Origin of the sequence: uncultured Thiodictyon sp., from assembly GCF_903828115.1 — a bacterium.
Taxonomy (GTDB): Bacteria; Pseudomonadota; Gammaproteobacteria; order Chromatiales; family Chromatiaceae; genus Thiodictyon.
Genome location: NZ_CAIKKU010000035.1, coordinates 1 through 19,508, shown reverse-complemented (window position 1 = coordinate 19,508; position 19,508 = coordinate 1). Strand labels below are relative to the sequence as shown.

At 65.8% G+C, this 19,508-nt stretch carries 18 protein-coding genes; 10 read left to right on the top strand and 8 right to left on the bottom strand.

The window, feature by feature from the left end:
* The first annotated feature begins 395 nt into the window (after positions 1 to 395).
* Positions 396 to 803, top strand: coding sequence for a DUF4332 domain-containing protein (locus tag QZY48_RS01255; RefSeq protein WP_295426654.1), 408 nt, complete (start codon positions 396 to 398; stop codon positions 801 to 803).
* A 254-nt stretch (positions 804 to 1,057) separates the two neighbouring features.
* On the opposite strand, the gene QZY48_RS01250 is transcribed toward QZY48_RS01255, so the two are convergent.
* Positions 1,058 to 1,225, bottom strand: a complete 168-nt coding sequence (locus QZY48_RS01250; RefSeq protein WP_295426652.1) for a hypothetical protein — start codon at positions 1,223 to 1,225, stop codon at positions 1,058 to 1,060.
* 379 nt (positions 1,226 to 1,604) lie between these two features.
* Here QZY48_RS01250 and QZY48_RS01245 point away from each other — a divergent pair, with 379 nt between their 5' ends.
* From QZY48_RS01245 to QZY48_RS01230, 4 genes are all read left to right on the top strand, one after another.
* Entirely contained in the window at positions 1,605 to 2,078 is a 474-nt protein-coding gene (locus QZY48_RS01245) for a peroxiredoxin (protein ID WP_295426650.1), read from the top strand.
* 172 nt (positions 2,079 to 2,250) lie between these two features.
* Positions 2,251 to 4,593: an ATP-binding protein gene (locus QZY48_RS01240; RefSeq protein WP_295426647.1), complete on the top strand. Its 2,343-nt coding sequence runs from the start codon at positions 2,251 to 2,253 to the stop codon at positions 4,591 to 4,593.
* A gap of 141 nt (positions 4,594 to 4,734) precedes the next feature.
* A complete protein-coding gene (locus QZY48_RS01235; RefSeq protein ID WP_295426645.1) occupies positions 4,735 to 5,634 on the top strand; it encodes a response regulator in 900 nt (299 codons plus the stop codon).
* Positions 5,631 to 5,975, top strand: a complete 345-nt coding sequence (locus QZY48_RS01230) for a metalloregulator ArsR/SmtB family transcription factor (protein WP_295426642.1) — start codon at positions 5,631 to 5,633, stop codon at positions 5,973 to 5,975. The genes QZY48_RS01235 and QZY48_RS01230 overlap by 4 nt, the downstream gene beginning before the upstream one ends.
* Here QZY48_RS01230 and QZY48_RS01225 read toward each other — a convergent pair.
* A complete protein-coding gene (locus QZY48_RS01225; RefSeq protein ID WP_295426640.1) occupies positions 5,972 to 6,109 on the bottom strand; it encodes a hypothetical protein in 138 nt (45 codons plus the stop codon). The genes QZY48_RS01230 and QZY48_RS01225 overlap by 4 nt on opposite strands.
* Before the next feature lie 74 nt (positions 6,110 to 6,183).
* Here QZY48_RS01225 and speE point away from each other — a divergent pair, with 74 nt between their 5' ends.
* Complete coding sequence (gene speE / locus QZY48_RS01220; protein ID WP_295426637.1) at positions 6,184 to 7,050, top strand: polyamine aminopropyltransferase; 867 nt, start codon at positions 6,184 to 6,186, stop codon at positions 7,048 to 7,050.
* 31 nt (positions 7,051 to 7,081) lie between these two features.
* On the opposite strand, the gene QZY48_RS34540 is transcribed toward speE, so the two are convergent.
* The 3 genes from QZY48_RS34540 to exbB all read right to left on the bottom strand — a co-directional run bounded on the left by QZY48_RS34540 (position 7,082) and on the right by exbB (position 8,866).
* Positions 7,082 to 7,882 carry an energy transducer TonB gene (locus QZY48_RS34540; RefSeq protein WP_366929620.1) on the bottom strand — a complete coding sequence of 267 codons (801 nt, stop codon included), beginning with the start codon at positions 7,880 to 7,882 and terminating at the stop codon, positions 7,082 to 7,084.
* Between the two features lie 158 nt (positions 7,883 to 8,040).
* Complete coding sequence (locus QZY48_RS01215) at positions 8,041 to 8,430, bottom strand: biopolymer transporter ExbD (RefSeq protein WP_295426635.1); 390 nt, start codon at positions 8,428 to 8,430, stop codon at positions 8,041 to 8,043.
* Between the two features lie 10 nt (positions 8,431 to 8,440).
* The gene (gene exbB / locus QZY48_RS01210; protein WP_295426633.1) at positions 8,441 to 8,866 is read right to left on the bottom strand and encodes a TonB-system energizer ExbB; all 426 of its coding nucleotides are present in this window, start codon (positions 8,864 to 8,866) and stop codon (positions 8,441 to 8,443) included.
* A gap of 57 nt (positions 8,867 to 8,923) precedes the next feature.
* Between exbB and QZY48_RS01205 the strand changes: the two genes are divergently transcribed.
* Complete coding sequence (locus QZY48_RS01205; protein WP_295426631.1) at positions 8,924 to 10,321, top strand: ATP-binding protein; 1,398 nt, start codon at positions 8,924 to 8,926, stop codon at positions 10,319 to 10,321.
* 10 nt (positions 10,322 to 10,331) lie between these two features.
* The gene (locus QZY48_RS01200; RefSeq protein WP_295426629.1) at positions 10,332 to 10,853 is read left to right on the top strand and encodes a response regulator; all 522 of its coding nucleotides are present in this window, start codon (positions 10,332 to 10,334) and stop codon (positions 10,851 to 10,853) included.
* Between the two features lie 22 nt (positions 10,854 to 10,875).
* Here the strand turns inward: QZY48_RS01200 and QZY48_RS01195 are convergent, their stop codons facing one another.
* Complete coding sequence (locus tag QZY48_RS01195) at positions 10,876 to 13,215, bottom strand: TonB-dependent receptor plug domain-containing protein (protein WP_295426627.1); 2,340 nt, start codon at positions 13,213 to 13,215, stop codon at positions 10,876 to 10,878.
* Positions 13,216 to 13,390: 175 nt separating this feature from the next.
* On the opposite strand from QZY48_RS01195, the gene QZY48_RS01190 reads away from it, so the two are divergent.
* Positions 13,391 to 13,642, top strand: a complete 252-nt coding sequence (locus tag QZY48_RS01190; RefSeq protein ID WP_295426625.1) for a hypothetical protein — start codon at positions 13,391 to 13,393, stop codon at positions 13,640 to 13,642.
* A gap of 138 nt (positions 13,643 to 13,780) precedes the next feature.
* On the opposite strand, the gene QZY48_RS01185 is transcribed toward QZY48_RS01190, so the two are convergent.
* Positions 13,781 to 16,303, bottom strand: coding sequence for a DEAD/DEAH box helicase family protein (locus QZY48_RS01185; RefSeq protein ID WP_295426622.1), 2,523 nt, complete (start codon positions 16,301 to 16,303; stop codon positions 13,781 to 13,783).
* Positions 16,300 to 17,964 (bottom strand): site-specific DNA-methyltransferase, encoded by a 1,665-nt coding sequence (locus QZY48_RS01180; protein WP_295426619.1) that lies wholly within the window; start codon positions 17,962 to 17,964, stop codon positions 16,300 to 16,302. Before QZY48_RS01180 ends, QZY48_RS01185 begins: the two co-directional genes overlap by 4 nt.
* Positions 17,965 to 18,385: 421 nt before the next feature.
* Here QZY48_RS01180 and QZY48_RS01175 point away from each other — a divergent pair, with 421 nt between their 5' ends.
* Entirely contained in the window at positions 18,386 to 19,360 is a 975-nt protein-coding gene (locus QZY48_RS01175; RefSeq protein WP_295426617.1) for a DNA ligase, read from the top strand.
* Positions 19,361 to 19,508: the final 148 nt, after the last annotated feature.

Genomic DNA, 19,508 nt, shown 5'->3' with positions numbered 1-19,508 from the left:
GTCGTTTTCGTGATCGGATCGTTCGATTACGACAACGACAACGACAACGACGCCCGGTCCGTGAAAAAATCCGGTCGCTGTAGGGTGCGCATCGCGTACCTGGCCCCAGAGGTTGCTGCGGCTCGGTGGGCACGCGATGCGTACCCTATGGGATCGGCGTCAACACATCAGTTCTGACGGCACCCAGGTCCGCACCGGGTGCGCCGACCCGGGAAGACCGGGGCGCGCCGTGGCCGTGCGGCGCCGCTGCGCGGTCGCCGCGGGCGTGCCGTTTGCGATGCCTTCTCGCTTCCGGCGGGGGTCTTGGCCTATCATGGCGCTAGAGAATTGACGTTCGGGACCGCGTTGAACCGCCCAGGTTCCACCGTCCCACCCTGCCCATCCGGAGAGCACCCATGACGACCCCCATCAAAGACCTCGAGGGCGCGATCGACGAAGTTGTTGCCAAGCTGCACGAACGGGGCATCAGGGATAACGAGCAGTTGGTCAGGGCCGCGGCCACCCCCGCGCTGCGCAAGGAGTTGGCCGGCTTCTGCGGCTGCGAGAACGCGGACATCCTCCACCTGGCCAATCGCTCGGACTTGGCGCGGGTGCGCGGCATCTCGGGTGTCTACTCGGACCTGCTGGAGATCGCGGGGGTGGATACGGTCAAGGAATTGGCCAGCCGCCGGGCCGACCACCTCTACGCCAAGATCAACGAGACCAACGAGCGCGACAAGCTCACCACCAAGCCGCCGACCCAGTCCATGGTCCAGAACTGGATTTCACAGGCCAAGTCACTGCCCCCGATCCTGACCTACTGAGTCGCGAGTCGGCGGCCATCAGTGGTGTGCGGGGGCGACGGGCCTGTCCCAAAAAAAAGACCGCGACGACAGACATGCGACTGTTGTTGCGGCCTTAAAGGCTTGCTGCCTGTGAATCGTCACGTCGGCCGGGCGTTGCATCGCGGGCGGCGGCGCCCGGCAGAGACCAGCGAGCGACGGACGTTTTGACTTGTTGTTAAGAGGGGCCGGTCAGCGGCCGTACGCTGTTCTGGTCCTGATCGCGGTCCGGGCGCTCAGGGTTCAGTCAGGCTTGCAGGGATGCCGGTCAGCGGCCCTTCGCCGCCGTACACTGGGCCTGCGCGCAACTCACAGGCGTCGTTGCGGGAAACGAGGGCGATCAGGAAACCGCCGCTCAGGATGCTGGTGAAGATGCCGATCATGGTTAGTGCGTCGAAGCTCATGGTTTCGCCTCCGGGAACTGCTGTTGCGAAAATTACGACGCGAGGGGGCGTCGATCCGGCCGTCCAGCCTGATGCAGCGCGCGCCCGATTCTGTCGGAACAGGGATGATCCGGTACTTTAGTATACGCTAATACTTTAACATTGTATCCCTCCGCGATACCTTGCGAATCCGCAATGACAGACTGCGGCTGGTCACCGGCGTGTTGGGGCTGGGGTAACGATGTGCCGTGCACGTCCGGCCACCGCCCCGCGTTGGTGCCCGGTTCGCTCAGGGATTGCGGGGGCCGTCCAGGAAGGCCACGCCACGCTTGCGGTTGACGACGGCCCCGGGGCTGCCTAAATTCCGGGAGCGCCCCCCCCACCACCGGAGTGAGACCCTATGCTTGAGCCTGGCGACAAGGCACCCGTCTTTTCACTGCCCGACGCGGACATGGAGCGGGTCAACCTGGAGGCCCTGATCGGCAGGCGTAACCTGGTGATCTATTTCTATCCCAAAGACGATACCCCGGGCTGCACCATGGAGGCGCTGGACTTCAGCGATCTGCAGCCGGAGTTCGAGGCGGCGGACACCGAGGTGCTGGGCATCAGCCGCGATACCTGCATCAGCCACGGGGCCTTTCGGGACAAATACGGACTGACCCTGCGCCTGCTCGCCGACCCCGACGGTGAGGCCTGCGAGGCCTATGGCGTCTGGCAGGAGAAGGAGGCCCACGGCGAAAAGCGCATGGGCATCGTGCGCTCCACCTTCGTCATCGATAAGCAGGGCCTGATCCGGCACGCCCTCTCGGACGTCAAGCCGAAAGGCCATGCCGCGGTGGTTCTGGGCCTGGTGCAGGCCCTGTCGGCTTCTTGAGCGAGCGGACTGCTCGCCGCGGTTGCCGCCTTGCGCCTTGGTCTATCCGCGGGACGGCGGCCGACGGGCCGGTCTGTTTGACGCACTGTCGCACGGGTGACCGACAGCCAATGGCCACACCGCACGGCGCGTCCGCGGCGCGGCGGCTCCGCGACCGGGCTGTCTCCTCGCCGTGAAGCTGCGTGCCCTCATCCTGGTCTTCCTGCTGGTGTTCGGGCTCACGCCCCTGCTGCTGGCGGTCGCCATCAACCTGCCCCTGGTGCTGGAGCGCACCGCGCTCTTCTATCAGCGTGCCTACCTGCTGAATCTGCGGGCAGACTTTCGTGACCTGGACCAGCACCTGGCGAGTTGTCACGAGATGATCCGGCTGCTGGCGAAGCTGCCGGAGCCCGGGCTGATCCTGGGGGCCCAGGGGGAGCGGGACCAAATCGACCTGGCACGCGCCCGCTACACCGGCTGGGTCAATCAAATCCTGGGCGACCAACGCGACATTATCGCGGTCCTGTTCCTCGACGACCACGGGGAGGAGCGATTCTGGCTTGCCCGGGACCCGCGTACCCTGGAGTGGCAGCCGCCGCCGCAACCGCCGCCCGATATGTCCCAGGCGCCTACCGATGAGTTCGTCACCGCGGGACTCGCCCTGGCGCCCGGGGCGGTGCTGGTGAGCCGCATCCGCGTGGACCCGGCGGCCGGGGTCAAGGACCCGCGCCGTTTCATGACCCTGAGCCTGGTGAGCCCCATCGGCGGCGGTGCGCGTCAGCCGCAGGGGGTGGTGGTCATGGGGATCGACGTGGGCGGCCTGGCCCAGGCCTACCGCGATACCCTGTGGGTCAATCAGGACGGCAGCTACCTGCGTCCCGGCCAGCCGGTCGGGGGTGCGCCGGCGGCCTTTGCGGCCTTCCCGGGGCTTGCGGAGATCTTCAGCCAGCGCACCCTGGCCCTGTGGCAGGGGGGCGGCCGCCAGTTCCTGTGGGTGCCCATGTTCGCCACCGAGGACGGTGAGCCCCTGTGGGTGGGGCGCGCGGTGGACCCCTCGCCGATCGAGAATTTCCGCAATGCCCTGATGGTGCGGGTGCTGTCGATCATCTTCGTCCTGGTCCTGGTGGTCCTGGTGCTGGCGCGCTGGATCGCCCGGCGACTCGAGCGCTTCGGCCAGGCCTTGACCGGCGGGGTCGGGCGCATCCTGCGCGACGGTTTACCCCTGCGCCTGCACTGGCGGGGACCCCGGGAGGTCCGGGAACTGGGCGAGCAACTCACCGCCCTGTCGCAGACCCATGCCGAACACCTGCGCGCCGGGCGCGAGCACACCGCGGCCCTGGAGCGCTCCAACCGCTACAAGTCGGAGTTCCTGGCCAACGTGAGCCACGAACTGCGCACCCCGCTGAACTCCATCCTGCTGCTGTCCAAGATGCTGGCAGCCGCGGGCGGCGGCCTGTCGGAGGCGCAGCGCCGTCAGGCGCAGGTGATCCACGCGGCCGGGACCGATCTGCGCACCCTGATCGACGATATCCTCGACATCTCGCGGATCGAGGCCGGCCATGTCCCGGTCAGCCTGGCCTGGGTGGACCTGCCCGCGGTGCTTGACGAGCTCATGGAACTGGTCGCCCCGCTGACCGGGGACAAGCCAGTCGCGCTGCACCTGCACTGCGACCCCGCGGCCCCGGCGCGCATCTTCACCGATCGGGAAAAGCTGCGGCAGATCCTCAAGAATTTCCTCGCCAACGCGATCAAGTTCACCGACCGGGGCAGCGTGACCTTGAGCCTGGCGGCGAGCGAAGAGCCGGCGCGCCCGCTCGCCATCAGCGTCACCGACACCGGGATCGGGATTGCGCAAGATAAGCAGGAGATCATCTTCGAAGCCTTCCAACAGGCCGATGGCTCCACCCGCCGCCGCTATGGCGGCACCGGGCTCGGGCTCTCCATCAGCCGTGAACTGGCCAAGCTCCTGGGCGCTCGCATCGAGGTGCGAAGTGCCCCGGGTGCCGGTTCCTGCTTCACCCTGCGGCTGCCCCTGTCCGCGCAGGAGGGTGCCGCCGCGGCGGCAGCGCCGTGCTTACCCGCGGCGTCGCCCCCGGACGCTGCCCAGGAGGTGCCGAACGCGCCGACTGCGGCACGGGCTGGTCAGTGGGTCCTCATCATCGACCGGGACGTCCCGACCCTGGCCCACTTGGCGGGGCTCATCAGCGCCTATGGGCTCGCGGTGCAGAGCGCGGCGGACCTGGACGAGGCCTTGGAGACCTTGCGGGAGGAGCCCCAGGGTTGCCTGCTGGTGCTTTTGGCCGCACGAGTGTCGGCGTGCGAAACCTGTGATACGATCATCCGCCTTTTGAAGGAAAATCAAGCCCAGGCAATCGCCGTCGCGGTCATTGGGGACGCCCTCGCCGCGGCCCAGGCCGACGCGTGTCGCGCGGCCGGCGCGCTGGCCTTCCTGCCCACACCGGTGGCGGCGGCCGGGCTCCGGGCGATCCTGCGTGCGTTGCCGCCCGGCGGTGGTTCCGACCAGTCCCCGCACTGAGCGCAGTTGGCGTGACGCGCGGCGGGGCGGCGCCAATAGACCTTAACTCCGGTTAATTCCTTGAGCGGCGCACGTCATCGCGGGTGACACCCATTATTTGCGTTTATTTGCGTTCATTTGCGGACATATGATCTTCTTGGGATGAACGGTTACGCCGGATTCAAGCTGCTGATCGTCGATGATCACGCGCACAACCTGTTCACGCTGCGCACCCTGATTGCGGCGCACCTGGACGCGCTCGTGCTCGAGGCCACCTCCGGGGCACAGGCAATCGACCTCACCCACCGCCACCCGGACATCGACCTCATCATCCTGGACGTGCAGATGCCGGAGATGGACGGCTTTCAGACCGCCACGCTGCTGAAGCTGCGCAAGCGCACGCGCGACATCCCGATCATCTTCCTCACCGCCGCCTTCAAGTCGGAAGAGTTCCAGCAGCGCGGATTCGCCGTCGGGGCCGTGGACTACCTCCTTAAACCGATCGATGACAGCCTCCTCATCAACAAGATCAGCACCTATTTCCGGCTGATCGAGAAGGAGCGCGCGCTCAACCGGGTGCTGGAGCAGCGGGTCGCCGAGCGTACCGCGGAGCTGGCGCAGGCGCGGGAATACCTGGAGAACATCATTACCTACATGGGCGAGGCGCTCCTGGTCCTGGAGCCCGGCGGCGCCATCAAACTCACCAACCCGGCCGCCTGCCGGATGCTTGGCTATGCCTCCGCGGACCTGATCGGGATGGGTATCGGCGACGTCTTTGAAGAGGACGGGGACGAGGCGGCCGGGGCCTTCTGGGGTACCTGGCTCGAGGCCCTGATCCGCACCGGAGCGCTCAGCAAGATCGAGGCGCGCTTCATCGCGCGCGACGGGCGGCGGGTGCCGATTCTGTTCGCGCGCACCGCGGTCACCGACAGCGCCGGGGCGATCAGCGATATCATTTGCATCGCCAAGGATATGACCGGCTATGTCCGGGTCGCGACGGACCCCGACCCCGCGACAATCCAAGAGCGCGGTGAGCGCGAACAGCCACAGGAGGCCTCATGATCAACGACCAGACCGACCCCGACCCCGACCTGCCGCAAGATGCGCATACCGACCTCACCGCCAATGCGCTCAAGGCCATGGCCCACCCCCTGCGGTGGAAGATCCTGTGCTCGCTGGGGGACAAAGAACTCTCGGTGGGCGAGATCGTGGAGCGCACCGGCACCTCCCAGAGCAACATCTCCCAGCACCTGGAGCAACTGCGCAACAAGAACATCGTGGTCGCTCGCAAGGAGGCCAACCGCATCTTCTACCGCATCCGCAACGGCCAACTGCTGGACCTGATCGGCATCATGCGCGAGGTCCTGTGCCCGGCCAATCTGGACGACCGCTTCCCGCGTTAGTGCCGCGAAGCACCGTTGTCGTTGTCGTTGTCGTTGTCGTAATCGAGGTTATCGTAGCGCCCAGGATTTTCTCGCACTCCAAAGTGAATCGCTTCTCCGATTACGATTACGACAACGACAACGATTGTGTTCAACTTGTTCTTGACTCGTTACTTAGCCGCTTCACCCACCCGCTTCACCCACCCGTTTCACTCCGAGGGAGTGCGCCATGCTCGAACCCAACGAATGGTTTACCGAGATCGTCGAGGACGAGGGCTCCGCCTTTTCGCTCAAGGTGACCGAAAAGCTCCATGAGGAGCAGACCCCCTACCAGTTGATCCAGGTCTACGCCACCACCGGGTTCGGCAACCTCATGGTGATCGACGGGTTCGTCATGCTTACCAGCCGGGAGAATTTTCTCTACCACGAGATGATGTCCCACCCGGCGCTCTTCACCCACCCGGACCCGCGGCGCGTCTGCATCATCGGCGGCGGCGACTGCGGAACTCTGCGCGAGGTCCTGAAGCACCCCGGGGTCGCGTCCGTGGTCCAGATCGACATCGACGAGGGCGTCACCCGCGCCGCCGAGTGCTTCTTCCCCGAACTCACCAATGCCAACCGCGACCCGCGTGCCCGGCTCCTGTTCGCCGACGGCATCCGCTGGGTTCAGGAGGCGCCGACGGCCGGCCTGGATCTCATCATCGTCGACAGCACCGACCCCGTGGGCCCCGCGCTCGGACTCTTCAGCGGCGACTTCTACCAGGACTGCGCCCGGGCGCTCGCCCCCGGCGGCATCCTGGTCCAGCAGAGCGAGTCGCCCCTGTACCACATGCAGATCCTCACCGACATGCACGCCGCCATGCGCCGCGCCGGCTTCGACGCCACGTGCAGCCTGTTCTTCCCCCAGACCGTCTACCCCTCCGGCTGGATGACCGCCACCATGGCCCGCCAGGGCGCCTCCCTGGAGGCGTTTCGCACCGCCGACGCGCGCGACAAGCCCTTCGAGACCCAGTACTACAACGCCGAGATCCACCAGGCGGCCCTGGCCCAGCCCGAGTTCTTCCGGCGCGCGCTGGCGCAGGCGCTGGCGCTGTGAACAGTGGTGTGGTCGCGTAACGATTCGTTTCCTATCGCAAGTTGAATCGAATGGGGACCCGCATCGGCCAGCGACTGCGGCCAATGGACGACGGGATGGGCCTGAAACGCCCCAGTCGGGAAAGGGTCTGAATGGCCGCCTGATCCAGGGCCGGGTCTCCGGAAGACTGGCCTATTCTCACCTGATCGATCTGTCCATTCGCCTGGACCACGAAGGCGACGGTGGCAACGCCGGTCGCGTGGCGGCGCCGCGCCTCCTCCGGAAATCGTTGATGGCCGGCGATGGCACGCCGAAGATCGGCCAGATAGGTGCGCTCCGCACTTGCCCGGGCGGCCGGCGAGGGCCCGCTGTCGGCGGTTACGGAACGTTCGGCGCGTGGTGAACCGGGAGCGGTTCGCAGCGGGGCCCCGGGTCTGTCCGTCGGCGCTTTTCTCTCGACCAGGGGGCGGGGTTCGGCTGGCCGTAAGTCACTCGGGGTCCGTACCGACTCGCGGGGAGGTGTCGGTGTCGGCGGCACCCGGCGCCTGGGTTCGGACGCCCGTTCCGGATTAGGCTTGGGCCGCGGCTCGGGTCTCGGCTTCTGGACCTGGGACGGTATCAGTCGCGTTTTCTTGGGTTGGGACGCATGGGTCACCTTGGGTGACGACCTGGGCTCCGCGCCGGGTCCTGGGGCCGGCTGGGTGAGGGATTGCGGTTCGTCGGGCTCCGGCCAGGGCGGTCCTGGCGATGCGGTGGCTGGCGCGGCGGCGGGGGTTGTCTCGGGGTCGACTGGCCTTGGCGTGGACTCCCCGGCAAGACCACCGTCGCTGGCGTTGTCCGGGGACGCGAACATGGCCAGGTCGAGATCCAGCGATATCATCGCCGGGGGTCGCTCGGGAAGGGGCTCGGGGGGCAGTCCCAAGCGCAGCGCCAGGACTGCAGCCAGTCCGTGCAGCAAGGCCGACACCAAGAGCCCGAGGGTGATGCAGATGCGACAGACCGGGGGCAGGGTCACGGTCGGCGGGTGAGTATCGTCAGGCGGTCCAGTTCCCGAGCCTTGAGACGTTCGACGACCCCGATGAAGTGCCCGAAGTGGGCTTGGGCATCCACTCGCAGTACGATGGGGGTTTCCGCCACCAAGGCGTTGAGCAGCGGTTCCAGGGCGGCGAGCCCTGCCGCACTGGTGCCCAGGCTCTGCGCATCGCAGAAGATCCGGCCGTCCGCGTCGATCGCGATCTCTACCGGCTTGATCTCCTGCGGTGCGGCTTTGGTCTGCGCCGCCGGCAGGCGGATCTGCAGGCGTCCCTCGACGATGAAGGTGGCAGTGGTGAGCACGATGGCCAGCAGTACCAGCATCACGTCGATGAAGGGGATGACGTTGATCTGGTCCATGCGCCTCATCGCCGATCCCTCACGCGCACGCCCGTTGGCCCCAGCGCGCCTTGAGTACGTCCACGCGCCTCAGCAGTGCGTTATAAAAAACGATGGAAGGGATGGCGACCAACAGCCCGAAGGCGGTAGCCTTGAGCGCCAGGGCCAGTCCGACCATGATGACGGAGGTCTCGATGACGCCGCCCCGCCCGATGTCGTTGAAGGTGATGAGAATGCCCAGCACGGTACCGAGCAGCCCCACATAGGGTGCATTGGCCCCGACGCTGGCGATCACCGTGAGGTAGCGGGTGAGTGAGATCTCCAAGTCCTCGGCCCGTGCGAAGGACCCCAGATCGACTCGTGCGAAATAGAGGTAGCGTTCGACGGTGAAGGTGATCGTCAGAAAGCTCATGAACCCAAGTACCCCAATCAGCCCGAGGTCCAGATTGGCCTTTAGAAATTCCAAGGAATCGCCTCCCGTGAAAAATGGTGTAACCCGCGCAGCGCTGAGCCTGAAAACACAATGATACAATGGCTGACCGTCCGCGTCATCCCGACTCTCCAGCGTATGCCGACGCTGAACCTCAGCAACGGCATCCATCCGGCGGAGGCATCTGCAGGCGCTCGCGCGCGGGAGGAACTGGACTATCCGGTGATCGACTCACTGATCGGAACGACCCAGTCCCACCTGCTGAGGCTGCGCTGGTTGTCGGTGCTGGTCATGGTACTGGCGGCCCTGGCCAGCCCCTATCTCTTCGGTGCGTCCGAGTTGATGATACGCCTTCTGGTGTGTGCCATGGTGGTTGGCGGCGTCAACCTCGGGTTGGCGGTCGCGGCCAGGTCTTCACCGGGTACTGACGACGCTACACCGATGAGGTCGCCCTTGGTTGCGCTGCTCTTCGAGCTGGCGGCCTGGGGTACCTATATTTACCTCTCGGGCGGGGCGACCAACCCCCTGATAACGGTCTTTCTGCCTCTGGTCGCCATCGGCGCTATCGTCCTCACCGAACGTCAGGCCTGGTTCCTCGGGGTCTGCGCTATCGGGCTCTATTCATTTCTGTGGCGTGTCTATGTGCCGCTGATCATTACCAATTCCCAAACGGCCGTCAACCTGCACCTCTTCGGCATGTGGATGGTATTCGCGCTATCGGTCGTGGTACTGCTCTGGTTTATCCTGCAACTGACCAGGAGTATTCGCCAGCGCGAGCGTGCGATCGTGGCGGCCCGTGAACAGGCCATGCGTGACGATTTGCTGATCTCTTTGGGTAGCCAGGCGGCCGGGGCCGTGCATGAGCTGAGTACGCCGCTCGCCACCCTCAATATTCTGGCCGATGACTTGCTGGACGACGGTCGGTTGCCGTCGGCGCTGGTCCCTGATGTCCGGTTGATGCAGGATCAGATCCAACGCTGTAAGCAGACCCTGAGCCAACTGGCGGCGCGGGCCGGGCATGTGCGTGGTGACCAGAGTGAAACCAGTTCCGCCGCGGCATGGCTGCACCGCAATCTTGCGACCTGGCAAAGTCTGAATCCGGACCTCGCACTCGGGATCGCTATCAGCCCGCGTCTGCATACCCGCTATGTAACTCCCGATTTCGCCATTGAACGAGCGATTGCCAACCTGCTCGACAACGCGGTAAAGGCGACGGCCACCTGCATCCAGATCACCGCAGAAGAAATCGGCGGCTGCCTGGAGTTGACCGTGGCGGACGACGGGCACGGCATGTCGCCCGCGGCCATGGCGGCATTCAATCAGCGGTGCCCCATCGCTTCGATTGATGGCATGGGGGTTGGTCTGTTCTTAGGGAGGGCCGCCGTCGAGCGCCGGCGGGGCAGCCTCGATTTCGCGCCGCGCGACTCCGGCACCGCGGCCAGGCTGCGCCTCCCCCTTGCAAGTGCTCTGGAGGTTACCTGTGGAGACTGACCCTCGACCCTTGCTGATTGTTGATGACGACGGTCACTATCGGGAGGTGCTGGCGCGCTCCCTGGCCCGCCGCGGATTTCAGGTCTGCGCGGTCGGCACGGCCTTGGCAGCCTTGGTCGCCTGCCGGGAACAGGATCCGGAGTACATCGTCCTCGATCTCAATCTCGCCGGGGAGTCCGGCATCAACCTCATCGCACCCTTGCTGGCGATCTCGCCGGGCGCCCGGATTCTTGTTCTCACCGGCTATGCCAGCATTCCCACCGTGGTCAGTGCAATGAAGCTTGGTGCTGCTCACTACCTTGCCAAACCAGCCAATACGACGGATATTCTTCGCGCCCTGGTGGATGACGGCAGCGAGGCGGCGCAACTGCCCGTTGACCAACACATGACCGTACGGAGCATGGAATGGGAGTACATCCGGCGTATCCTGGCCGAACACGGCGGCAACATCGCGGCGACCGCCCGCGCTTTGAAAATGCACCGCCGTACCCTCCAGCGAAAACTATCCAAACGACGCCCGACCGCGTCGTGAGCGGTCGCGCGATCCCTGCGGTTCAAAATGTCACGGTCACACCGGCATAGATGGAGCGGCCCGGTCCGGGGACGGGGGTGCCCCACTGAGGCTGATTGGGCGCCGGTGGTATGGTCATCGTCGTGCCCTGACCAACATAGGCCCCGCCCAAGGGCAGGTCATAGGAGCGGTCGAACAGGTTGGCGATGCCGACTTCCAGGCTCCAGGTCTTCTTCTCGTAGCGGCTGCGCAGGTGGACAAGGCCATAGCCCGCGGTCTGCATTTCATTGCGCACCTGGGAAATATGGTCCTTGGCGTCGACGAACTCGCCCTCGAGGGTGTTGCGCCAGGAACCGAACACCTGAATCAGCGAGACCTTTGCGTTCAATGGCATGATATTGTAAAGATTGTCGCCGGTATCCAGGTTTTCGCCTTTGGTGTAACTCGCCACGAGTTGCGCCGTGAAATCGCCGCCCCTGGTGCCGCGCGCCACCAGGTAGTGCGCGGAGAGGTCAAGGCCATAGAGTTGAGCGGATTGGTTCACATACTTGAGCACCGTGAAGTCATCGACCACGGGTACCCGGCGCGGGGCGTTCGTGGTCGAGTCCCATTGCATCGCGTCGATGTAGTCCCGCACGTAGGTGTAGTAAGGAGTGACCTTGACGTCCCAGATAGCTTCGCCGGCATCGTGCCAGTTAGCCGTGAGGCTCAGGGTGCCGGCGACCTCCGGTTGCAGGTCAAGGTTGCCGACATAGCCGTTGCCGTCGCCGACGAAGTTGTTCATGAAGGCCGCCATCTGCCAGGTGGACCAGGAATAGCGCTCATAAAGATTGGGCGAGCGGGTCTTTTGCGCCAGCCCCAACTCGTAGGCCTGGTTGGCGTCCGGCGTGAAACGGGCGAGCCAGGACAGGTCCCAGTTGTTGTCGGTCTGCTGGCGGGACTGGGCGTTGAAGAGTGCCGCATCACGGGTTTGGTTGCCCAGCCCGCCGCTGCCGCTGGTCGGGTAGGTCGCGAGGTTGTAGCCGTGCACCGGGCCTGCATTCATGTCCAGGTTCTCGAAGCGCAGGCCCAGGGTGTTGGTCCAACGTTCCCGGCGAATCTCCCACTCGCCAAAGACGGCGAAGCGGTTGCGCTGCCCATCATTGATGTTCCAGAAGGTGAAAGGCCACATGCCGGCGCCGGAGGGGCTCCACCAATCGTCCAGGCGATAATTCTGGTACTCGGCGCCGACGCGCAAGAGATGCTCCAGGGACAGTGAGATGGCGGCGCTGACGGCGAGCCCGGTGTTCTTGCCGTCCGTGTCCATCGGCATGCCCGCGGCACACCCCACCATCATGCCCTTGACGACTTTGACACCGGAGATCGGCGAGCAGGGCATACCGTTGATCGCGGTGTCGCCCCCGGAGCCGCTCGGCGGCTGTCCGGGGCCGTACCAAAACCGCTTATCGTCGCCGAAATCCATCTCATGTTGGGTGTGCTCGTAATAGACCCGTGCCTGCAACGTGCCCCAGCCCTGGTCGCCGGTATAGGCCAGGTTGAACTGGTCGCTCAGGTTATCCGTCATGTCCATCCGCTGATTCGGATAGTTCTCATAGGGGATGTGCTGATTGCCGTAGGTGAAGTTGACCAGATTGCGGTCGTTCTTCCACGCGAACTTGACGGACTGATTGATGGCCTCAAAGGCGGTCGAGCCCACCTGATCCAACGGCAGGGTGTGCCCAACCCGGCCGGTGAAGCGATAGTCTTTGAAATTTCCGCCGGCCAGGTAGTTGTCGGACTTGGCATAGGCGCCGGTGTAGTTGAGACTCAGGTTGTCGGTGGCCACGCTGCCGGAGAGGTTGCCTCCCCAGCTTTCGCCGTTACTGCGGTAAAAGGCGCCGGCGCTGCCCGTCGCAAGCTGCTTGCCGGGGTCCGCGAAGGCGGGGGATGCGGATTGCACCACGATACTGCCGCCAATGCTGTCACCGCCCACACTTACCGGTGTCACGCCGGCATAGACCTGTATGCTGTCCACCGCCGTCGGGTCGATGGAGGACAGCGGTGAGTTCATGTGATTGGGGCAGGCGGCGATGAGGTCCATGCCGTCCACCTTCGTGCGCAGGCGATCATCTGCCAGACCACGAATGACCGGCAGACCGGAGACCCCGCCGGCGCCATAGGTGCTGACGCCGGGGATGTCCACGAGCAGGCTGGCGGTGTCGCTGGTGCGGGCGCGCTTGGGGGTGATCGCGGCGGCATTCAGTGTCGTGGCACCGGCACCGGGCAGGGTCTCCGGGCGGGCCGTGACGACGACTTCCTGCAGGGTGGCGGTGTCTTCCGCCGCCAGGCCGGAGGCCGCGTAGAGGGCAAGGAATGCCGTAACGAGGTTGAGACGAGACTGCATACGGTCAGATTCCTGGATGATCCAAGGTGCGGGCAGCGCCTGGCGGCGCCACCGATCAGGTTCGCCGACCCACGCCGGGGGCGGGGACTGGTCGGTCCAACCGCCGACCCGGTGTCGGCGCCGACGATCGGCAGTTAGGCGAGGTGGATTGTCTGGGAATCGGCGTGGAATGGGTATGCGACAAATTGTCGCGCGAGACGCCCCGGTACTTCATGTGGTCGGCCCAGGTGGTCTCAGCCGCGAGCGGGCAGGCGCGGAGTCCGCTCCGGCCTACCGCAGTTGCGTCGGCAACCGCGCCCTCGGCAGCAACCAACTCGACAGCCTGAGCGCCGCGCCCGAGCCCGGCGGCCTGTTCGCCGCCAGGCCCCTGGTGCTCGCCGGCCGACGTCTGGCCGCGCGTCGGGCGGCGCGGTCAGCCGTAGCTTAGGTCCCCATTACTGGCGTCGAAGCCTTCAGCCTTGGAGGTAGGGACTCGTGACACCGCTCGGAGGCGGGCTGGGATACAGATCGAAGCCGACGCGGTGGAGCAAGACCTGGCCGTTGCTCAAGCTGCCCATGATCATCGTCAATACCCCGCCAGATTTTCCACCCGGAACACCTGATCCTCCTCGCAACGGCCGGTCTTCTCGAACCAGCGCACCGTCATGAAGCGCCCGTTGGCGTCTTGCTTCAGCATCAATACAGGGCCGTAGACCTGATGTTCCGCGGTGATCTTCTCGATGGTCTCCAGGCTGTTCATGATGTGGTCGCCCTTGGTCTCCACCAACAGGAGGCCACCGCCTTTGCTGCGCCCCTTGACCTTGAGAATGAAGTCGGGAAAGAACTGATAGCCGGTGGGGCGCACGATACCGACCGACCAGGGTTTGCGTGGTTCGTTGCGATACCAGTATTCAACGACTGCGGCGGGATCGGCGTCGAGCAGCCGGGCTAAGGCCAATTCCAGGGTATTGAGACCATCGGGCATGATGCCGTAGACGTTGAGCCGGGAGCGCTCGGCGCCTGCAGGCGCTTCCATGGTCGCGGGCCATTGCCCCGTATCGACCACCTCTTTGAAACGGCCGGCGCACGCCTTTTCCGCGTGCCGCAACAAGGCGGGTTGGGTCGCCATGATCAGATTGAGGGCCCGATCCAGGGTCGCCGGGTCGTCCGGAAAGCCGCGGTGTCGGAATTCAGTCTTCAACCGGGCGAGCAGGGCCTCGGACAGGTCTTGCGGGTGCAGATAGCCGAAGTGCAGTAGCTGCCCCTGTGCCTGGTCAGCCAGGGCCTTGTCCTCCAGTCTGGCCTGCGTCTGGCCGGTCTCCTCGGCGCCGTCGAAGATACCCACTGCCTTGCGGGTGAGGGTGACGCTGACCCGCAGTCCGGCGTTGATCACCGTATCGTTGAAGCCGATGTGGGCGGCGAGACACTGGAGCAGGTCGGCGGTGGCGATGGGCAGCCGCTCGGTCTTGAGTACGCGCTCGGCATCGGCGCGCAATGGATGGTGCGGGGTTGCTGGCGTCGGCATGGGCTGTCCCGCCGTGACCGGCAGGTCCCTGGCGGAGCGCTCCGGCAACAGGGTCCCGGTCAGCGGATCGCCCAACAGGTCGATGATCGGCGGCAGGGGATAGGCAAGGGGGGCCGTCTCACCGGAATCCCGCAAATCGGTTGGGGCTCGCGCGGAGCCGGTGCCCGGCGATTCCAAGGTGGGATCGTAATCCGTCGAATCGGCCAGGGGCCGGAACAGGCTCGCTTGGCCGTGCTCCGCCACCTGGACCTCGGGCGCACCATCCCCGACCCGCACGATGATGGTTGCCGGGCAGATCTTCGACAACTCATCGCGAATAGCATTGATGCGCTCCCCGGCCCCGACCAGGCCGCCCTGGTTGTCCGCGTCCGCCAGAAAGACATAGCCGTAGCGCAGGCCCGGCGGCAGGGTCCGGTCCAGGGTGCCGGGTTGCAGCAGGCGATGCACCCGCAGGATGCGCCCCACCACCTGGATGCCGAAGTCCGTGTCCTTTGCGCCGCGCAGGGAGGCGAGCACGAAGGCGCGCGGGGCGTCGAAACCGAGCGCCACGGCGACCTTGAAGATCAGCACCTCCTTGCGTTCATCCAGGGCCACGGCCAGCAGGTCGTTGTTCGGCTCCTTTGCCGTATAGGAGGCGATCGCGTCCTCTGGTACTCCCAGGCCCGTCAGCAGGGTTCGGGCCTTGCCGACGGCCTCGTCGTCATTGCCCACCTGCACCAGCATCAAGGGGACCAGATCGATGCCCGCCGCCCGCAGGTCCCGCCCGATGCGCTGGTGCGTCGCCCAAGCATCGCCCAGTGCGGTCTGCGCGAAATCGACCAGGGTCTCTTGGTCGGGACCCGCGAGAAAGGCGACCGAGGTCACGCCCTCCTTGATCAGTCCCGCCTCGACCGCGGAGCGGCGGCTCACCGTATTGCGATGGATCTCCGCGATCCCGGTTTCTCGTTTGAAAAGCTCCACGTCCCGGTCATTCGGGGTGGCGGTCACCATCAGGGTGTAGTCCGGGCGCAGGACCTCGCGGTAGAACTTCACGGACTCGCCGCCCGCCTTGAAGAAGGTATGGTGTGCCTCGTCCACCACCGCGCCGATACGGAACCCGTCCTCGCGCAACTGCGCGATGAATTCATCCAGGCTCAGCGCGCTGTCCCCGTCCTGGCGTGCCCGTCGGCTGCCCTTGTCGTTGGCCGCCACGGCTGCCCAGGTCGTCACGAAGAGGTCGCCGCTGCGGGCATTGCGGGTGACGCGGTCGGTCTGGAGGTCGCGGACCCGCAGCCCGGGAAAGGCCTGCTTCAGCGCGCCGCGCGCCTGATCCACCAAGCCTTTGAAGGGCGTGAACCAGAACCAGAGGATACGGGCATTGCCCTCCTGGTCGACACGGCTGAAAGCCTCGGCGATCATCCCGGCCATCAGGGTCTTGCCCGAGCCGGTCGGCGCCTCCAGCAGGACACAACCGTTGTAGGCGCTCGCGACGCGCCGTTCGCGTGCGTCCGGGGCCTGCCGGAGTTGTGACTCGGCATGACGGAAGATCGTCAGTGCGGTCTCGACCGCCTCCCGTTGATACTGCTTGGCGGCAATGTGATTCATCGGCCGGTCCCCGTGCCAAAGCGACTGACGAGCGACTCCGGGATCGGCTCGAAGCTCACCCGGGCATCGGCGATCCGCTGGGCGAGCAGCGGGGCCTGCCAGGAATAGACGACCACCTGGGCGGTACCGGCCAGTGCGTTGCGGACCGCTGCCACCGCCGTCTCGCTGACCCTGGGCAGGTAGATGACCTTCGCCTCACCGCTGACGAGTACCTGGACCTCCAGACCCGGATCGAATGGGGTCAGCAGGTCGCCGTGGATCAATTGGAGCGCGGTCCATACCTGGGCGTGCTGCACGGCGCGAAAGAGTGTCTCCGCCGGGATGCGGCGCGTGCGCAGATAGGCGAAGCCGCCGCCCAGGCCGGGGACCGGTTCGCCCTTGCGGTTGACGTAGCCGGTCATGACCCGCCGCACCCGCTCGGCACAGATGTCGCGGCACAGGTTCTTGTCCGGTTCATCGGCGGTCGCCTCGGTGTTGGAGACCAGAATGAACCGGCGCTGCCCGCCGTCCTCGGCGTTCAATTTGAGCACGGCCTGGGCGGTGGTGCCGGAGCCGGCGAAGAAGTCGAGGACCACGGCGTGGGGGTCATGGATCAGTGCCAGAATACGCGCAATGAGTTCAACGGGCTTCGGGGTACTGAATAAATCGGACGTAGCGAAGATATCGCGCAGCATCGCTTTGGCTTGGCGCATCGTCGCCAGGTCCGACCAGATGGTCGGAAAGGGGCGTGTCGGCTCATCGGGGGCAAATTCCCGCGTATAAGGCTCCCAGCCGGTGCCGCCATGCTTCGGTCGCCGCTTCCAGATCAAGGTGCCCGCCGCCCGGTGCTTCTCGACCCCCGCCTTGCCCATCGCCCAGCGCGCCTCTTCACCATTGTCATGAATCGGATAAACGTCGTTGCCGTCCGGGTCCATCATGGGAAAGAACATCGTCGGCCGATCCCGGCGCAGGCTGTTCTTGCCGTTCTTTTTCAGCAGTCGATCCCGATAGCGCCGCTCGCCCTCGTCGACCCGCGGATAGGCGTCGAGAATTCCCGGTGCCGTCATGGGCGCCAGCTTGACCGCGCTCTTGCTGCTCGCATAGCACAGGATAAACTCGTGGTCGGGCGTGATCGGAACCTTGTTGTCGTTTGGGCTGTCGACCTTGCGCCACACGAAGCAGGCGATGAAATTGTCGGCGCCGAACAGTTGTTCCATCAGCAGTCCCAGGTGGAACGCCTCGTTGTCGTCGATCGACACGAAGATCAATCCATCCTCCGCCAACAACTCGCGCGCCAGCTCCAGCCGCCGATACATGAACTCCAGCCACTTGCTGTGCCGGTAGCTGTCCTCCCGGTCGATGAAGCGGTCGTTGTAGATGAAGTCGCGGTTGCCGGTATTATAGGGCGGGTCGATATAGATGCACTTGACGCGGCCGGCGTGGCTCATGCGCAGCGCCCGCAGGGCGTCGAAGTTGTCGCCCTCGATGATGAGATCGCCAAAGGGCGGGAGGCCCTGTGACAGTTCGGGCACCAGGTCCAGGGCGACGAAATCGCCGTTGACCGAGCGGTCATGGTCGATGAGGTCGCGTTCCCAGGTGAGCCCGAAGCGAGGGCGGCGGTCACGCTCGCGCAGCAGGCGCAGCAGTTCGTCTTTCGTGTACTGATCGTATTTGTCGGCCATGTCCCTAACCTGTGAAGTTGCCCCGGCGGGCGGCGGCGTCATCCCGGCAGGAGGCCGGACACACGCCGCCGTGGATGGTAACCGGACGCGGGCCTGGCGGTAACTGTGGCCCAAAGAAAAGCGGTTCTCACGGGCCTTGATCATAGCTCCGGCCACGCGCCCTTGCGGTAACCCGTCGCGGCCGGGGGGCCAGGAGGGCGGCCATGGCAGGGACACCAGCCAGCAGCCGCGCTTAGAGGTCGCAGCAACCTGCTGCGCCGCGGCAGCTTGCGACGCCTGGTCGCGGCTGAAGCCGCTCCCACAGCGTCGCCGCGCGACTTTCACGGGAAGCCCTGGGCTGACGCGGTGGCCGGGCGGCTTGTCTCGACGCCGGTGATGGTCTAGGGTTTGACAAGGTTCAACCGTCCGATGGAGTGCGGCCATGCGCCCGGTGCAGACACCCGTTTCTTTGTGCTCGATTCCGGCGCTGTTGGCGGCGCTGCTCGTCCAGCCCGCGCTGGCGGTGGCCGATGCGGGTGCGCGCGCGGCGCCGCCTCCGGACCCTGGGGCCGGTGTGGTCGCGTCGGTGCCGCTGCCGACGGCGAGCGCCGCGGCCGGGGTTACGCCGCCGGCGCTGATGCTGGCCGAGGTCTACCGGCCCGGGATCGCCGTGTCCGACTATTGGGTCAGCGAGAAGCTCGACGGGGTGCGCGCCTATTGGGACGGCACCCGGCTCATCAGCCGCGGCGGCCATGAGATCCGGGCACCCGCCTGGTTTACGGCGGGCTTTCCGCCCGAGCCCCTGGACGGCGAGCTGTGGCTGGGGCGGGGGCGTTTCGAGGCCCTGTCCGGGACGGTGCGGCGGCTGGTGCCGGTGGATGCGGCCTGGCGGGAGGTCCGCTATCTGGTGTTCGACCTGCCGGGGTCGGTCGCACCCCTGGGAGAGCGTCTCACCCGGCTGCGGGGGCTCATCGCCGCGGCGGGCAACCCGGGGCTCCAAGGGCTGGAGCAGGTGCGTCTCCCCGACCAGGGGGCGTTGATGGCGATGCTCGAAGGGGTGGTGCAGGCGGGCGGTGAGGGGCTGATGCTCCATCGCGACGGCTCATTGTACCGCGGGGCGCGCTCGCCGGACCTGCTCAAGCTCAAGCCTTACCAGGACGCCGAGGCGCGCGTCGTCGGCCAGGTCGCGGGCCAGGGCCGGTTACTGGGGATGCTGGGGGCGCTGGAGGTGGAGGACGGGGAGGGTCGGCGCTTTCGCATCGGCACCGGCTTCACCGACGCGGTGCGACGCGATCCGCCGCCGCTGGGGAGTCTGGTGACCTTCAAGTACCGGGGGCGGACCCGGGAGGGCATCCCGCGCTTTGCGAGTTTCTTGCGGGTCGATCCGGAGCCGCCGGACCCCTTGCCCGAGCGGTAGTATCCATCCGTTCTATCAAACTTACAAATTCATGCGTAAACATGAATAAAGTTGACTTCCTGCTTCACGGGGGCCGGTTTCACGCGGACCTTGCGGCCCGCGCCAGCGCCCTCCCCTCCACAGGCAGACACCGCGGAACTCGCGGCGT

Excerpts from the sequence above, each read along its gene's own strand:
- QZY48_RS01255 (WP_295426654.1), top strand. The coding sequence starts at position 396 with ATGACGACCCCCATCAAAGACCTCGAGGGCGCGATCGACGAAGTTGTT.
- QZY48_RS01250 (WP_295426652.1), bottom strand. The coding sequence starts at position 1,225 with ATGAGCTTCGACGCACTAACCATGATCGGCATCTTCACCAGCATCCTG.
- QZY48_RS01245 (WP_295426650.1), top strand. The coding sequence starts at position 1,605 with ATGCTTGAGCCTGGCGACAAGGCACCCGTCTTTTCACTGCCCGACGCG.
- QZY48_RS01235 (WP_295426645.1), top strand. The coding sequence starts at position 4,735 with ATGAACGGTTACGCCGGATTCAAGCTGCTGATCGTCGATGATCACGCG.
- QZY48_RS01230 (WP_295426642.1), top strand. The coding sequence starts at position 5,631 with ATGATCAACGACCAGACCGACCCCGACCCCGACCTGCCGCAAGATGCG.
- speE (WP_295426637.1), top strand. The coding sequence starts at position 6,184 with ATGCTCGAACCCAACGAATGGTTTACCGAGATCGTCGAGGACGAGGGC.
- QZY48_RS34540 (WP_366929620.1), bottom strand. The coding sequence starts at position 7,882 with ATGTTCGCGTCCCCGGACAACGCCAGCGACGGTGGTCTTGCCGGGGAG.
- QZY48_RS01215 (WP_295426635.1), bottom strand. The coding sequence starts at position 8,430 with ATGAGGCGCATGGACCAGATCAACGTCATCCCCTTCATCGACGTGATG.
- QZY48_RS01205 (WP_295426631.1), top strand. The coding sequence starts at position 8,924 with ATGATACAATGGCTGACCGTCCGCGTCATCCCGACTCTCCAGCGTATG.
- QZY48_RS01195 (WP_295426627.1), bottom strand. The coding sequence starts at position 13,215 with ATGCAGTCTCGTCTCAACCTCGTTACGGCATTCCTTGCCCTCTACGCG.
- QZY48_RS01190 (WP_295426625.1), top strand. The coding sequence starts at position 13,391 with ATGCGACAAATTGTCGCGCGAGACGCCCCGGTACTTCATGTGGTCGGC.
- QZY48_RS01185 (WP_295426622.1), bottom strand. The coding sequence starts at position 16,303 with ATGAATCACATTGCCGCCAAGCAGTATCAACGGGAGGCGGTCGAGACC.
- QZY48_RS01180 (WP_295426619.1), bottom strand. The coding sequence starts at position 17,964 with ATGGCCGACAAATACGATCAGTACACGAAAGACGAACTGCTGCGCCTG.
- QZY48_RS01175 (WP_295426617.1), top strand. The coding sequence starts at position 18,386 with ATGCGCCCGGTGCAGACACCCGTTTCTTTGTGCTCGATTCCGGCGCTG.